This is a genomic window from Polaribacter marinaquae (genome assembly GCF_038019025.1).
Lineage (GTDB): Bacteria > Bacteroidota > Bacteroidia > Flavobacteriales > Flavobacteriaceae > Polaribacter > Polaribacter marinaquae.
Genome location: NZ_CP150496.1, coordinates 1,380,001 through 1,396,393 on the forward strand (window position 1 = coordinate 1,380,001; position 16,393 = coordinate 1,396,393).

The 16,393-nt window shown below is 31.0% G+C and carries 13 protein-coding genes and 1 rRNA gene (1 of these 14 cut by a window edge); 10 read left to right on the top strand and 4 right to left on the bottom strand.

Annotated features, from left to right (window positions below; all coding sequences use genetic code 11):
- A 16S ribosomal RNA gene (locus tag WG950_RS06325) occupies positions 1–874 on the bottom strand; it reaches 644 nt to the left of the window's first position.
- Positions 875–1,642: 768 nt separating this feature from the next.
- Here WG950_RS06325 and thrS point away from each other — a divergent pair.
- The 9 genes from thrS to WG950_RS06370 all read left to right on the top strand — a co-directional run bounded on the left by thrS (position 1,643) and on the right by WG950_RS06370 (position 12,984).
- Positions 1,643–3,583, top strand: coding sequence for a threonine--tRNA ligase (gene thrS, locus WG950_RS06330; RefSeq protein ID WP_340934950.1), 1,941 nt, complete (start codon positions 1,643–1,645; stop codon positions 3,581–3,583).
- Positions 3,584–3,695: 112 nt separating this feature from the next.
- Complete coding sequence (gene infC / locus WG950_RS06335; protein ID WP_077811209.1) at positions 3,696–4,214, top strand: translation initiation factor IF-3; 519 nt, start codon at positions 3,696–3,698, stop codon at positions 4,212–4,214.
- 33 nt (positions 4,215–4,247) lie between these two features.
- Positions 4,248–4,445, top strand: a complete 198-nt coding sequence (gene rpmI / locus WG950_RS06340; protein WP_077811208.1) for a 50S ribosomal protein L35 — start codon at positions 4,248–4,250, stop codon at positions 4,443–4,445.
- Positions 4,446–4,539: 94 nt separating this feature from the next.
- The gene (rplT, locus tag WG950_RS06345; RefSeq protein ID WP_036823323.1) at positions 4,540–4,884 is read left to right on the top strand and encodes a 50S ribosomal protein L20; all 345 of its coding nucleotides are present in this window, start codon (positions 4,540–4,542) and stop codon (positions 4,882–4,884) included.
- Between the two features lie 95 nt (positions 4,885–4,979).
- Positions 4,980–5,564: a hypothetical protein gene (locus WG950_RS06350; RefSeq protein ID WP_340934956.1), complete on the top strand. Its 585-nt coding sequence runs from the start codon at positions 4,980–4,982 to the stop codon at positions 5,562–5,564.
- A 130-nt stretch (positions 5,565–5,694) separates the two neighbouring features.
- Positions 5,695–7,095, top strand: a complete 1,401-nt coding sequence (locus tag WG950_RS06355) for a glycogen/starch synthase (protein WP_340934958.1) — start codon at positions 5,695–5,697, stop codon at positions 7,093–7,095.
- A gap of 4 nt (positions 7,096–7,099) precedes the next feature.
- Positions 7,100–8,362: a glucose-1-phosphate adenylyltransferase gene (locus WG950_RS06360; protein WP_340934961.1), complete on the top strand. Its 1,263-nt coding sequence runs from the start codon at positions 7,100–7,102 to the stop codon at positions 8,360–8,362.
- 33 nt (positions 8,363–8,395) lie between these two features.
- Entirely contained in the window at positions 8,396–10,303 is a 1,908-nt protein-coding gene (gene glgB, locus WG950_RS06365) for a 1,4-alpha-glucan branching protein GlgB (protein ID WP_340934964.1), read from the top strand.
- Positions 10,304–10,578: 275 nt separating this feature from the next.
- Positions 10,579–12,984: a glycoside hydrolase family 31 protein gene (locus tag WG950_RS06370; protein ID WP_340934965.1), complete on the top strand. Its 2,406-nt coding sequence runs from the start codon at positions 10,579–10,581 to the stop codon at positions 12,982–12,984.
- Between the two features lie 222 nt (positions 12,985–13,206).
- On the opposite strand, the gene WG950_RS06375 is transcribed toward WG950_RS06370, so the two are convergent.
- Together WG950_RS06375 and prfA are read right to left on the bottom strand one after the other, a co-directional pair.
- Positions 13,207–13,362, bottom strand: coding sequence for a hypothetical protein (locus tag WG950_RS06375; RefSeq protein WP_340934968.1), 156 nt, complete (start codon positions 13,360–13,362; stop codon positions 13,207–13,209).
- 129 nt (positions 13,363–13,491) lie between these two features.
- Positions 13,492–14,568 (bottom strand): peptide chain release factor 1, encoded by a 1,077-nt coding sequence (gene prfA / locus WG950_RS06380; RefSeq protein WP_077811202.1) that lies wholly within the window; start codon positions 14,566–14,568, stop codon positions 13,492–13,494.
- 94 nt (positions 14,569–14,662) lie between these two features.
- Here prfA and WG950_RS06385 point away from each other — a divergent pair, with 94 nt between their 5' ends.
- On the top strand, positions 14,663–15,094 hold the full coding sequence (locus WG950_RS06385) for a hypothetical protein (protein WP_340934970.1): 432 nt from the start codon (positions 14,663–14,665) through the stop codon (positions 15,092–15,094).
- Between the two features lie 64 nt (positions 15,095–15,158).
- On the opposite strand, the gene WG950_RS06390 is transcribed toward WG950_RS06385, so the two are convergent.
- Positions 15,159–16,337, bottom strand: coding sequence for an AIR synthase related protein (locus WG950_RS06390; protein WP_077811200.1), 1,179 nt, complete (start codon positions 16,335–16,337; stop codon positions 15,159–15,161).
- Positions 16,338–16,393: the final 56 nt, after the last annotated feature.

Sequence of the window (16,393 nt, forward strand, 5' to 3'; positions counted from 1 at the left end):
CCCAGGTGGGACACTTATCACTTTCGCTTAGTCACTGAGATAAATCCCAACAACTAGTGTCCATCGTTTACGGCGTGGACTACCAGGGTATCTAATCCTGTTCGCTCCCCACGCTTTCGTCCATGAGCGTCAGTACATACGTAGTAGACTGCCTTCGCAATCGGTATTCTGTGTAATATCTATGCATTTCACCGCTACACTACACATTCTATCTACTTCCATATGACTCAAGTCAACCAGTATCAAAGGCAGTTCCATAGTTAAGCTATGGGATTTCACCTCTGACTTAATCGACCGCCTGCGGACCCTTTAAACCCAATGATTCCGGATAACGCTCGGACCCTCCGTATTACCGCGGCTGCTGGCACGGAGTTAGCCGGTCCTTATTCTTACAGTACCGTCAAGCTAGTACACGTACTAGTGTTTCTTCCTGTATAAAAGCAGTTTACAACCCATAGGGCAGTCTTCCTGCACGCGGCATGGCTGGATCAGAGTCTCCTCCATTGTCCAATATTCCTCACTGCTGCCTCCCGTAGGAGTCTGGTCCGTGTCTCAGTACCAGTGTGGGGGATCTCCCTCTCAGGACCCCTACCTATCGATGTCTTGGTAAGCCGTTACCTCACCAACTAACTAATAGGACGCATAGCCATCTTTTACCGATAAATCTTTAATTACAACCTGATGCCAAATCGCAATACTATGAGGTATTAATCTTCATTTCTAAAGGCTATCCCTCTGTAAAAGGTAGGTTCTATACGCGTTACGCACCCGTGCGCCGGTCGTCATCTGTGCAAGCACAATGTTACCCCTCGACTTGCATGTGTTAAGCCTGCCGCTAGCGTTCATCCTGAGCCAGGATCAAACTCTTCATTGTATATCTTAAATATTTTAATGAATAAGTTTCAAAAGAATTTACATTATTAATAATGTGGTTATTCTACTCTTTGTTTACGCTGTCAATTTCAATATTTTCAATGAACTTTTAAGGTATCAAATCTTGCTCTTTAAAAACAAAACCTAAATCTTAATCTTGTAGAAATGATAGAATCGAACTACCTAACTTAAATTACCGTTATTCCAAAATCTCTCTGAACGTTTTTGCTATCTCGTTTAGCGGGTGCAAATATAAAACTTATTTCTAATCTAACAAGAAAAATAAATCTTTTTTTTAATTTAATTTCTTAACCCGAAAACAATAAAACAATGAACTTAATTACTAACCCATATTTCCGTTAGCGGGTGCAAATATACACCGCATTTTTAATCCCGCAACTATTTAATCAACCTTTTTTGAAATTATTTTAAATTAAACCATTAAACAATTACAATTCAAATACTTATAATTTACAATAATTTTAAAAATTAAAACAAAACATATAATTCCTACTACTATTTCATGTATTGACAACGATCATTAAGTTTTAAACCATTTTGTATATCACTCCAAAACAATAAGTTGACGGATTTAACACATAATCAACACCTCCATTTCTTGATCAGAATAACACAAAGACTACATTTAAACATCATGAAAATAATCCTTAAAAAAGGAAACATTATGATTTAGTTAATAAGTACATATATATATTGTGTGAAATTATGTTTTCTAATATCTTTGCAAATTCAAACATTAATAAATTAAATGATTAAAATTACATTACCAGACGGAACAGTTAAGGAGTTCGAAAAGAATAGTACTCCTATGGATGTTGCTAAAAGCATTAGTGAAGGTTTTGCTAGAAACGTAATATCTGCAAATTTCAATGATAAAACAGTTGAAACCACCACTCCGTTAACCACCGATGGTTCTTTAATTTTATATACATTTAATGATGAAGGTGGTAAAAAAGCATTTTGGCACTCATCTGCTCACGTTTTAGCAGAAGCAATCTTAAGTTTTTATCCTAAAGCAAAACTAACAATAGGACCCGCAATAGAAAATGGGTTTTATTATGATGTAGATTTAGGCGATGAAGTAATTTCTGATAAAAACTTTAAAGAAATAGAAACTAAATTTTTAGAAATAGCTCGTGGTAAACATGAATTTTCTTTAAGATCTGTTTCTAAAGCAGACGCGTTAGAGTTATATAAGAAAGAAAACAATGAATATAAAGTTGAATTAATAGAAAATTTAACTGACGGTGATATAACTTTTTGTGATCATAGCAATTTTACAGATTTATGTAGAGGAGGACACATTCCTAATACTGGAATTATAAAAGCGATAAAAATAATGAGTGTTGCTGGTGCCTACTGGCGTGGCGATGAAAAGAATAATCAATTGACAAGAGTTTACGGAATCTCATTTCCGAAACAAAAAATGTTAACTGAATATTTACAAATTTTAGAAGAAGCTAAAAAACGTGATCACAGAAAACTTGGTAAAGAATTAGAACTTTTTACTTTTTCACAAAAAGTTGGCGCTGGTTTACCTTTATGGTTGCCAAAAGGAGCTGCTTTACGTTCTAGATTAGAAAACTTTTTGAAAGCAGCTCAGAAAAAAGCTGGTTATGAAATGGTAATGACACCGCATATTGGTCAAAAAGAGCTTTATGTAACTTCTGGTCATTATGAAAAATATGGAGAAGATAGCTTTCAGGCAATAAAAACTCCTAAAATGGATGAGGAATTCTTACTAAAACCAATGAATTGTCCTCACCACTGTGAAGTCTACAACTTTAAACCATATTCTTATAAAGATTTACCAAAACGTTTTGCAGAATTTGGTACAGTATATAGGTATGAGCAAAGTGGAGAATTGCATGGTTTAACACGTGTAAGAGGTTTTACTCAAGATGATGCACATATATTTTGTACACCAGAACAATTAGATCAAGAATTTAAAGATGTAATTGATTTGGTTCTTTATGTATTTGGATCTTTAGGTTTTGAAGACTTTACAGCTCAAGTTTCTATAAGAGACAAAAGCAATCCAGAGAAATACATTGGAGATACCGACACTTGGGAAATTGCAGAAAACGCAATTATTAGTGCAGCAAAAGACAAAGGATTGGATTATGTTGTAGAAGAAGGTGAAGCTGCTTTTTATGGTCCAAAGTTAGATTTTATGGTAAAAGATGCTTTAGGTAGAAGCTGGCAACTTGGTACAATACAAGTAGACTACAACTTACCTAAGCGTTTTGATTTGACCTATAAAGGATCTGACAATCAACAACACAGACCAGTAATGATACATAGAGCTCCTTTTGGTTCTATGGAAAGATTTATTGCTGTTTTGTTAGAACATACAAGTGGAAATTTCCCACTTTGGCTAACTCCAGATCAAGTTATCTTATTGCCAATCAGTGATAAATATCAAAAATATTCAGAAAAAGTTTTAGAATCGTTAGAAAATTCCGAAATTCGCGCCCTAGTAGACAATAGAAGTGAAAAAACTGGTCGTAAGATTAGAGATGCAGAAGTAAGCAAAATACCTTTTATGGTAATTGTTGGTGAGAAAGAAGAACAAGATGGCACAGTTTCTGTAAGAAGACATGGAGAAGGAGATATTGGAACCTTTACAATTGAAGAATTTATTTCTTTAATTAAAACAGAAGAAAGTAAAACATTGAAGAAATTTTAATTAATTTTGAATTTCAACAAAAATAAAAGGTTGGTAACACAACTAAATGTATAATTTAAATTTATAAGTCATAGCAATACGTAGAAGTAGGTCGAGAAGACCGTTAAGAGTAATCAAAGAAGATCAACATAGGATTAATGAAAAAATAAAATATGTTGACGAAGTTCGTCTTGTGGGCGATAATGTAGAAGTTGGTGTATATCCTTTAGCTAAAGCTAAAGAATTAGCCAGAGAACAGGAATTGGATTTGGTAGAGATTTCACCAAAAGCGAAACCACCTGTTTGTAAAATTATTGATTACAAGAAATTCTTGTATGAGCAAAAGAAACGTGAAAAAGCTTTAAAATCTAAAGCTACTAAAGTAACTATTAAAGAAATACGTTTTGGACCTCAAACAGATGAGCATGATTATGAATTTAAGAAAAAGCATGCCATTAAATTCTTACAAGAAGGAGCTAAATTAAAAGCGTTTGTATTCTTTAAAGGTCGTTCTATTATATTTAAAGAACAAGGACAAATTTTACTTTTAAAGTTAGCACAAGAATTAGAAGAGTATGGTAAAGTGGAGCAGCTTCCAAAATTAGAAGGTAAACGTATGATTATGTTTATTGCTCCTAAAAAAGTAAAATAACAATCTTATAAGCAAGATAAAAACGAAGGAGAAATGCCTAAAATGAAAACAAAATCTAGCGCCAAAAAACGATTTAAAGTTACTGGTACTGGAAAATTAAAAAGAAAGCACGCGTTTAAAAGTCACATCTTAACAAAGAAGTCTAAAAAACGTAAATTAAAGTTAACTCATGCAGCTTTAGTACATAAAGCAGATGAGTCTAACATTAAGCAACAGTTAAACTTAAAATAAGTTTAACCAGGGAATTTAATTATTAACCATGGAGTTAGGCCAAATATGAAAAGTATTCTGAAAAGAATCGCCTACTACAAAACACATTGAAATTATGCCAAGATCAGTAAATTCAGTAGCCTCAAGAAAAAGAAGAAAAAAAATCTTGAAGGCAGCAAAAGGTTACTTCGGACGTAGAAAAAACGTTTACACAGTAGCAAAAAATGCGGTTGAAAAAGGAATGCTTTATGCATACCGTGACCGTAAAAACAATAAGAGAAACTTCCGTTCTTTATGGATTGTACGTATTAACGCTGCAGCTCGTTTACACGGAATGTCTTACTCTCAGTTTATGGGGAAAGTAAAAGCTAATAATATCGAATTAAACCGTAAGGTTTTAGCTGATTTAGCTGTTAACAACCCAGACGCTTTTAAGGCAGTTGTAGAGAAAATTAAATAAATATAAATTACTTGCTTATAATAAAAACCCAAACGTATACGTTTGGGTTTTTTTATTACTTTTATTATTTTAAAAATTATATCAAATATTATAAAATGAGATTAAAACTGATAACACTTACAGCTTTATTTATTACTGTAATTTCAATTGCACAAGAAACTACAAAACCAGAAGACACATCACTTAGCGGGCAGTTCGATAAAATATATAGAACTTCTACAACTTACCAAACATATAAGGTTATAAGTAAAGACAAGTTTTTACAGTTAAAACAAAATGTTTTAGATTCTCTTAAAAATTCTAAAGAATTAGTAATCGAAAAGAACGGACTTTTAAATACAGAAAGGGAAAACACAAAAAAAACTTTAGAAACGCTTAACGATACAAAAAACAAGTTAGCAACTGCAATAAAGAAAGAAGGGTCTATATCTTTATTAGGTGCACAAGTTAGTAAAACAACGTACAACCTAATATTATGGACAATCATACTTGTCTTATTACTAAGTCTAGCCTATTTTATATTTAAATACACTAGAAACAATATACTTACTAAAAAAGCTAAAAGTGATCTTATAGAGGTAGAATCTGAATATGAAAAACATAGAAAAAAATCTATTGAAAGAGAACAAAAACTTAGAAGAGAATTACAAGACGAAATTAATAAACAAAGAAATTCGTAATTAAAATTAGTTAAATTGAGATAAATATAAATTAAATAACTGATTATTAGGTTAATATTAATTTTTGCATTCAAAATTTATAGTTCTACTTATATTTTGTAACTTTAAGAACTAATCAACTAAATAAGTTTTGAATATACTACATATTAGTGCAGAGTGCTTTCCTATTGCAAAAGTAGGTGGTCTCGCAGATGTTGTAGGTGCTTTACCAAAGTACCAAAAAGAAATAGGCACTACCAGTAATGTGGTAATGCCTTTTTACAATAATAAGTTTACTAAAAAAAATTCTTTTGATAAAATTCATGAAAATTTTATCGCTTTAGGACACAATTATTACAACTTTAAGGTTTTAAAACTTAAAGACAATGATTTAGGTTATGACATTTTTTTTATTGACATACCAGATTTAACTCATAAAGAATATGTTTATTCTAATGATGATACAAATCGTTTTTTAGCGTTTCAAATTGCCACTTTAGACTGGATTTTATCCATAGATAATAAACCAGATATTCTGCACGTTCATGATCACCACACAGGATTAATTCCTTTTATGGTTTCGCAATGTCATAAATACATAGCTTTAAAAGATACGCCAACCATTTTAACTATTCATAATGCACAATACCAAGGTTGGTTTTCTCATAATAAAGTAAATTTAATTCCTCCGTTCGATTTTACAAAAGTTGGTCTTTTAGATTGGGACGGAAGTATAAATCCGTTAGCTGCAGCAATTAAATGTGCGTGGAAAGTTACAACGGTATCGCCTTCTTATATGGATGAATTAAAAAATAATGCTAATGGATTAGAGGCACTATTAAGACATGAAAGCAAAAAATGTATCGGTATATTAAACGGAATCGACACAGATGTATGGAACACTAATACAGACAATCGTTTAATAGAAAATTATACTATTGAAAATGCCCAAAAAGGAAAACTAACTAATAAAAAATGGCTTTGTGATAAATATAATTTAGATATCGATAAACCTCTGTTTGCTTTTATTGGACGTTTAGTTGGTGAAAAAGGTGCGGATTTATTTCCAGAGATATTCACAAGGGCGTTAGCCAATAATAATATTTCTATATTTTTATTAGGTTCTGGCCATAAAGAAACCGAAGAAAAACTTAATAAAATACCTAAAAATAACTTTAATACATTTATTGGTTATGATGAAAAATTGGCACACATAATTTATGCTGCTGCAGATTTTTTATTAATGCCATCTCGCGTAGAACCTTGTGGGCTTAATCAAATGTATTCTCTACGATACGGCACTGTGCCCGTTGTAAACGCCATTGGTGGTTTAAAAGATACAATTGTAGATATTAAAGATCAAAATGGTTTCGGAATTTGTCATAAAGGCGTAACAGTTTCTAATGTTACCAATGCTATTTTAAAAGCTACAGACTTTTATAAAGACAAGCAAAGATTTAATAATAATATTCAAAATATAATGCAAATAGACCATTCTTGGAGCAATTCGGCTAAAGAATATGTCAATTTATATAATTCTTTAAAAAATTAAACAAATGATAAACGACAAAGTACTTGGAATTATTTTAGGAGGTGGTCAAGGTTCTAGATTGTATCCTTTAACTAAAAATAGATCTAAACCTGCTGTACCAATTGCAGGAAAATACCGTTTGGTAGATATTCCTATTTCAAATTGTATAAATGCAGATATTAAAAGAATGTATGTTTTAACTCAGTTTAACTCTGCCTCTTTAAATCAGCACATAAAAAATACATATCATTTTAGCTTTTTTAGTTCTGCTTTTGTAGATGTTTTAGCAGCAGAACAAACCATGGAAAGTGATAAATGGTTTCAAGGAACTGCCGATGCTGTAAGACAAAGCATGCATCATTTTTTAGAACACGATTTTAAATATGCTTTAATTTTATCAGGAGATCAATTATATAACATGGATTTTAGAGATATGATTGCTAAACACGAAGAAAGTGGCGCAAAAATATCGATAGCAACATATCCTGTAAATGCTAAAGACGCAACTTCTTTTGGTATTTTAAAAACAGATGAAAACAACACAATAACTTCTTTTATAGAAAAACCAAACGCAGAACTTTTACCAGATTGGAGGTCTGATGTGAGTGATGAAATGAAAGGTGAAGGTAGAAATTACCTGGCATCTATGGGAATTTATATTTTTAATCGAGAATTGTTGGTAGAATTAATGGCCAACCCAGATACTATCGATTTCGGTAAAGAAATAATTCCGCAAGCAATTGGAGAACACAAAACAATGAGTTATCCATATGAAGGTTATTGGACAGATATAGGAAACATTGATTCGTTTTTCGAAGCAAACTTAGGACTAACCGACGATTTGCCTAAGTTTAATTTATACGACGAAAACAGAGTTTATACAAGAGCGAGAATTTTACCAACATCAAAAATTTCTAATACAAAACTTAACAAAACAATAATTGCTGATGGATGTATTATAAATGCAGAAAAAATAGAAAAATCTGTGATTGGTATTCGTTCTAGAATTGGTAAAGAGACAATCGTTACAAATACTTACATGATGGGTAACGATTTTTACGAATCTTTAGAAGACATCAAAGAAAATAATATCGAAAATCAAGTTGGTATTGGAGACAGGTGTACAATTAACAATTGTATTATAGATAAAAATTGTCGAATTGGTGATGATACTAAAATTAATGGCGGACCACATTTAGAAGATATCGAAACAGAAACTTATCAAATTAAAGAAGGAATTGTTGTTGTTAAAAAAGGTGCAATTATACCCAAAGGAACAGTAATTTAATATCTGATTATTTTCAATTTTTAAAAGCATTACATGTCTAAAGTTATAGCACATTCACTATTTTCAGATTTTGATATTAATTTATTTAAAGCTGGTAAGCATTACAGATTGTATGAAAAATTTGGCTCGCACATTACAACAGTTGATGGTATAACTGGCACCTATTTTGCAGTTTGGGCACCAAGTGCTAAAGAAGTTTCTGTTGTAGGAGATTTTAATTATTGGAACGACAAAGAACATCAATTAAATGTAAGATGGGATTCTAGTGGTATTTGGGAAGGCTTTATCCCTTTTGTAGAAAAAGGAAGTGTTTACAAATATAAAATACAAAGTAACAATAACAATATTGTAACAGAAAAGGCAGATCCTTATGCTCGAAGATGCGAGCATCCACCAAAAACAGCATCAATAGTTTGGGAAGATAATTATTCTTGGAAAGATCAAAAATGGATGAAATCTCGTAAAGAAAAGAACGCGTTAAACGCTCCTTATTCTGTTTACGAAGTTCATTTAAACTCTTGGAAACAAAAAATTGAAGAAAACCGATTTCTAAGTTATAATGAATTGGCCGAAGAATTGGTAAATTATGTGGTAGAAATGAATTTTACACACGTAGAATTTATGCCGATAATGGAATATCCTTATGATCCAAGTTGGGGATATCAATTAACGGGTTATTTTGCGCCAACATCTAGATTTGGTTATCCTGATGAATTTAAATATTTAGTAGATAAATTTCACGAAAATAATATTGGTGTAATTTTAGATTGGGTTCCGTCTCACTTTCCTTCGGATGCTCATGGTTTAGGGTTTTTTGATGGCTCTAATTTATACGAACATCCAGATCTTAGAAAAGGTTATCATCAAGACTGGAAAAGTTTAATTTTTAACTACGGAAGAAATGAAGTAAAATCTTTCTTAATAAGTAATGCATTGTTTTGGTTAGATCAATATCATGCAGACGGTTTAAGAGTAGACGCTGTAGCATCCATGTTATTTTTAGATTATTCTAGAAAAGATGGCGAATGGGAACCTAATGAATTTGGTGGTAGAGAAAACTTAGAAGCAATTGCATTTATTAAAGAAATGAATGTTGCCGTTTACGAAAACTACCCAGATGTTCAAACAATTGCAGAAGAATCAACATCATTTCCTAAAGTTTCTAGTCCTGTTTTTTCTGATGGCTTAGGTTTTGGAATGAAATGGATGATGGGTTGGATGCATGATTCTTTAGACTATTTTGCCAAAGAACCAATTTATAGAAAACATCATCAAAACGATTTAACCTTTAGTTTAAATTATGCATTTACAGAAAACTTTATGTTACCGCTTTCGCATGACGAAGTTGTCTACGGAAAAAAAGCAATTGTAGAGAAAATGCCTGGTGATGAGTGGCAAAAATTCGCCAACTTAAGACTATTATATAGTTTTATGTATACACATCCAGGAACCAAACTTTTATTTCAAGGTGCAGAATTTGGTCAAACAAGTGAATGGAATTTTAACGGAAGTTTAGATTGGCATTTATTAGAATATGATGTTCATAAAGGTGTTCAGAATCTGGTTAAAGAACTAAACTTATTTTACAAAACAGAACCAGCTTTACATCAAAAACAATTTTCGTTCGAAGGTTTCGAATGGATAGATCATGGCGATCATGAGAATTCTGTACTATCTTTCATCAGAAAAGGAAACGAACCAAAAAATGATGTAATAATTGTTTTAAACCTAACACCTGTTCCTAGAGAAAATTACAGAATTGGCTTACCGAAATCGGGTACATTAAAAGAAGTTTTTAATAGTGATAAACAAATTTTTAATGGAACCAATAATTACAAAAACGTTAAACTAAAATCTAACAAAAAAAGTTGGAATAATAGATTAAATTCAATCGAATTAAACTTACCTCCGCTAAGTATGTTAGCTTTCAAATTTAAATAAACTTAAAATATAAATCCTCTTTATAAAAATACTAATAGTATCATAAAAAAAGAGGATTTAAATTTTAAACTTCACAAAAATAAACGTCATTTTTAAGACTTTAAAAAATCTTTTCTTATCATAGAAAAGAAATCTTATTTGCCTAATTTTTAAATAAATAAGTAATATTTTTGTTTTTAACACAGACTTAAACGTTATCGTAGAAATAACATTTTTATTACTAAAAAATCTAAAACTTTAACGATTTTTGAATGAATATTTAAACAACCAAGATTATGATTGTTAATACAGAATTAGAACAGAAAGGAAATTTATTTCCATCAGAAATAATAAGTTACCAAAAGGATGTAGATACACTTTATTTTAACACAAAAAATGGTGTTGTTTTACAAGTTACTGTTGTTAGAGACAGTGTAATTCGTTTTCGATACAGCACAACTGGTAAATTCGAAAATGATTTTTCTTATGGTGTTACTATACACGCTAGCAGAGGATATAGTTTTTTAGATGTATCAGAAGATGAAAAAAATTATATCATTACAACATCTAAACTTATCTGTAAAGTAGAAAAACTAAGTTTACAAGTAAAATTGTTCGATGCTCTTGACAATAAACTTATTAATGAAGACGAAATTGGTTTTCATTGGGAAGAAAGCTACGAGTTTGGTGGCGACATTGTAAAAATGAGTAAAATCTGCCAAAAAGGAGAAAGCTTTTATGGTTTAGGTGACAAACCTGTAGAAGTAAATTTAAAAGGAAAACGTTTCGAAAATTGGGCAACAGATTCTTATGCTTTTGGTAAAAATACAGATCCTATTTATAAAGCAATTCCGTTTTATACAGCAATACAAGACAACAAATCTTACGGAGTTTTCTTTGACAATACTTTTAAAACTCATTTTGACTTTGCACATGAAAGAAGAAATGTAGCAAGTTTTTGGGCGCAAGGTGGTGAAATGAATTATTATTTTATCTACGGACCAAAAATGGATGATGTTGTTAAAAATTATACAGATTTAACAGGTAAACCACATGCATTACCACCGTTATGGGCATTAGGTTTTCATCAATGTAAATGGAGTTATTACCCAGAAAGTAATGTAAAACAAATCACAAAAACATTTAGAGATTTACAAATTCCTTGTGATGCAATTTATTTAGACATCGATTATATGGATGGTTTTAGATGTTTTACTTGGGATAAAAATCATTTTCCAGATCCTAAGAGAATGGTGAAAGAATTAGAAGACGATGGTTTTAAAACTGTTGTAATAATAGATCCAGGAATTAAAATAGATTTAGAATACGACGTTTTTAAAGAAGCTTTAGACAAAGATTATTTTTGTAAAAGAGCAGACGGACCTTATATGAAAGGTAAAGTTTGGCCTGGTGAATGTTATTTTCCTGATTATACAAAGCCAGAAGTTAGAGAATGGTGGTCTGGTTTGTTTAAAGAATTGATAGAAGATATTGGTGTAAAAGGAGTTTGGAATGATATGAACGAACCTGCAGTAATGGATGTTCCTAACAAATCTTTTCCAAATGATGTACGTCATGATTATGATGGCAACCCTTGTTCTCATAGAAAAGCACACAATATTTATGGTACACAAATGGCACGTGCAACTTACCATGGTTTAAAAAAATATGCATATCCAAAAAGACCTTTTGTAATTACAAGATCTGCATATTCTGGTGCACAACGTTACACATCAACCTGGATGGGAGATAATGTTGCAACTTGGGAACATTTAGCAATTGCAAACAATCAAGCGCAAAGAATGGCAATGTCTGGTTTTTCTTTTGCCGGAAGTGATATTGGCGGTTTTGCAGAACAACCTCAAGGAGAATTATTTGCTAGATGGATTCAGTTAGGTGTATTTCATGCATTTTGTAGAGTACATTCTTCTGGAGATCACGGAGATCAAGAACCTTGGGTTTTTGGAACTGAAATAACAGATATTGTTAGAAAATTCGTGGAACTTAGATATCAATTATTGCCTTATTTATATACCGCTTTTTGGAAATATATAAATGATGGTAGTCCTATTTTAAAATCTTTGGTTTTATACGATCAAGAAGATACCTCTACACATTATAGAAGTGATGAGTTTGTTTACGGAGAACAAATTTTAATTTGTCCAATTATAGAACCGAATGCCAAAGGTAGAAGAATGTATATACCAAGAGGAAAATGGTATAACTTCTGGACAAACGAAGTTGTAGAAGGTGGTAAAGAAATGTGGGTAGATGCAGATATTGATAGCATGCCAATTTTTATTAAAGAAGGTGCTGTTATTCCTAAGTATCCTGTACAACAATATGTAGGTGAAAAAGAATTTGATGAAATAACATTAGATGTTTATTACAAAAAAGGAAAAGAAACCTCTCAATTATTTGACGACGCTCACGATGGTTACGACTATAAGAAAGGAAGATTTAGCTTAAGAACTTTTAAAGTTACTGGTAAAAAAGAAGAATTAATTTTACAACAACACAAATCTGGAGATTTTGATGCAAACTATCATAGTTTTAAAATCAACTTCCATAATTTACCATTTGCAATTCAATCTGTTCAAATAGATAATGTTGAAATTGAACTAGACAATATTAATAGTGATAAAAATCAATCTATCACTATAAATAAAGAGTTTACAGAATTACACTTATTTGGAAATTAGTTTACTTATACCTGAATTCAGGGTTATGTATCCCTGAATTCGGGGATACTAAAATTTCACTGATTTCAGGGATTGTGAGATACTCTTAACTACAATATCTTTGTAGTGTTATTAGATCAAATTCCCCCAAATTGTATAATTTATTGGATTTTTTAACGAATATTTGTTTAACACGAAAAAGGCGGTTATTAGTTTGTAATGAACTTTAATCGCTTTTTTATTTTACATACTTTCATCGGTACCTAAACTTGCTTTTTCTTTTTTATTACTTTTATAAGCTACTGCAATAATTGCAATCTCTAATAAAAGTAAACCTATTTTTGCTTTCTTACTCTTTGTTAACGCAGAAGTTAATCCTATAATTTTTGTAGCTATCATAATATTTGTTTTTATGTAAAGATAACTTCAACTTAAAAATTAAATTAATTCATATCATTTAAAAAATACCTGAAATAAAAAAGCCTCAGATTTAAATCTAAGGCTTTTTTTTATGAATTAACGATAAAATTAAATTCCGTCATTTAAACTCTTTAGCTTTTCTGTATTTTCAGCAAGCATTAATTCGTCAATTATTTTCTGAATATCACCGTTTACAATATTTGGTAAATCATATAAAGACAAACCAATTCTATGATCTGTAACTCTACCTTGTGCATAATTATACGTTCTAATTTTCGCACTTCTATCTCCAGAAGAAACCATAGAACCACGTTTTAACGCATCTTCTGCATTTTTCTTTTCTAGCTCCATATCATACAATCTAGAACGTAAAACTTTAAATGCTTTTTCTTTATTTTTATGTTGCGATTTTTGATCTTGACATTGCGCCACTAAACCTGTAGGAATGTGTGTTAAACGCACTGCAGAATATGTAGTGTTAACAGATTGCCCACCAGGACCAGAAGAACAGAAAAAGTCTATTCTTACATCTTTCGGATTAATTTCTACATCAAATTCTTCTGCTTCAGGAAAAACCATACATGTTGCTGCAGATGTATGTACTCTACCTTGAGTTTCTGTTTGCGGAACTCTTTGTACACGATGTACACCCGCTTCAAATTTTAAAGTACCATATACATCATTACCAGAAACCTCAAACTGAATTTCTTTAAAACCACCATTTGTTCCTTCAGAATAATCTACAGTAGAAACTTTCCAACCTTTACTTTCGCAATATTTAGAATACATTCTAAATAAATCTCCTGCAAAAATACTTGCTTCATCTCCACCAGTTCCTGCACGTAATTCTACAACCGCATTTTTAGAATCTTCAGGGTCTTTTGGTATTAATAATATTTTAATTTCCTCTTCTAATTGAGGAATTCTAACATTAGCTTCTTCAATTTCCATCTTTGCCATTTCGTTCATCTCTGCATCAGAACCGTCGGCTAAAATTTCTTTAGCTTCTTCGATGTTGTTTGTTAAAGTTTGATATTCATCACCCTTTTTAACCACATCACCTAAATCTTTATATTCTTTCATTAATTGCGCGTAACGCTTTTGATCCATGATAATTTCTGGCTGAATAATCAAATCAGAAACCTCATCATAACGTTGCTTAACAATTCTTAATTTATCTAACATCTTCTACTCTTTTCTTGGATTGCGAATTTACAATTTTTATCGGAAAGTTAAATGTTTCGTTTTGAGTATATTTGAATATTTCTAAATTTTAAAAATGAAACCAACACTAATTTTATGCTGTTTCTTAATTATTTTTTCTTGTAATAAAGAAAAAACAATATTAGAAAAACCTTCATTTTTAATAGGAAAATGGATTCGAGTAGAAAAAGCAGATAGCACTTTAACATTAGAAACTTGGCATAAAAATTTCACAGGAGAAGGGATTACTCTAAAAGGTAAAGACACCACTTTTTACGAACAAATGGAAATTATTAATTTAAAAGATACTTTATATTTAAAAGTTACAGGCGTAAATGAAACTGCTACTCTTTTTAAATTTACAAAACAAACCGACACTTCTTTTATTTGTGAGAATTTAGAAAATGAGTTTCCCACAAAAATAAAATACTACCTAGAGAACAAACTTTTAAAAGCCGAAGTTTCTAACAACGATTTTAAGATTGATTTCGTTTTTAAGAAAAGATAATTCAATAAAAAACTCTAAACGGTAATGTTTAGAGTTTTTAGTAAAATTTATTTTTTTAATAAGCTTAATACTCAAAAGTACCAAACTCACTTTTTATTGTCAGTTTTTTAGTTTCTGATGCTTCTACTCTACCTACAATTTTAGCATCAACATTAAAAGATTTAGAAATCTCTATAATATTTTCTGCAATTTCCGGAGAAACATACACTTCCATTCTATGACCACAGTTAAATACTTGATACATTTCTTTCCAATCTGTTTTAGATTGTTCTTGTATCAATTTAAACAAAGGTGGTATTTCGAACATGTTATCTTTTACAATGTGTAAATTATCTACAAAATGTAAAATTTTAGTTTGCGCTCCGCCAGAACAATGAATCATACCATGCACTTTATCCGAAGAAAAATTATTTAAAATTTCTTTAATAATTGGCGCGTATGTTCTTGTTGGAGATAAAACTAATTTACCTGCATCGATAGGAGAATTTTCTACTTTATCTGTTAATTTTGTATTACCAGAATACACTAAATCTTCTGGCACAGCCGCGTCAAAGCTTTCTGGATATTTTTCTGCTAAATATTTATGAAAAACATCGTGTCTAGCAGAAGTTAATCCGTTAGAACCCATTCCGCCATTATATTCAGTTTCATAAGTTGCTTGTCCAAAAGACTCTAAACCAACAATTACATCACCTGCTTTAATATTTGCATTGTCAATTACATCAGTACGTTTCATTCTTGCAGTTACTGTAGAATCTACAATAATTGTTCGCACCAAATCTCCAACATCTGCAGTTTCTCCTCCTGTAGAATGAATTGTAACTCCGAATTTCTTTAAATCTTCAATTAATTCTTCGGTACCATTTATAATTGCTGATAAAACTTCACCAGGAATTTTACTTTTATTTCGTCCAATAGTAGACGATAACATAATATTATCTGTAGCACCAACACATAATAAATCGTCGATATTCATTATTAATGCATCTTGAGCAATACCTTTCCAAACAGAAACATCACCAGTTTCTTTCCAATACATGTATGCTAATGAAGATTTTGTACCAGCACCATCTGCGTGCATTATTAAGCAATAGTCATCATCGTTTGTTAAATAATCTGGCACAATTTTACAAAATGCCTTCGGAAACAAACCTTTATCTATATTTTTAATAGCATTATGTACATCTTCTTTAGATGCAGAAACACCTCTTTGTGCGTATCTTTTAGAAACTTCTTTACTCATGTTGTTGTGTTGTTGTTGATGCAAATTTAGTCTTTTGATTAAAAAAAGCCATACTT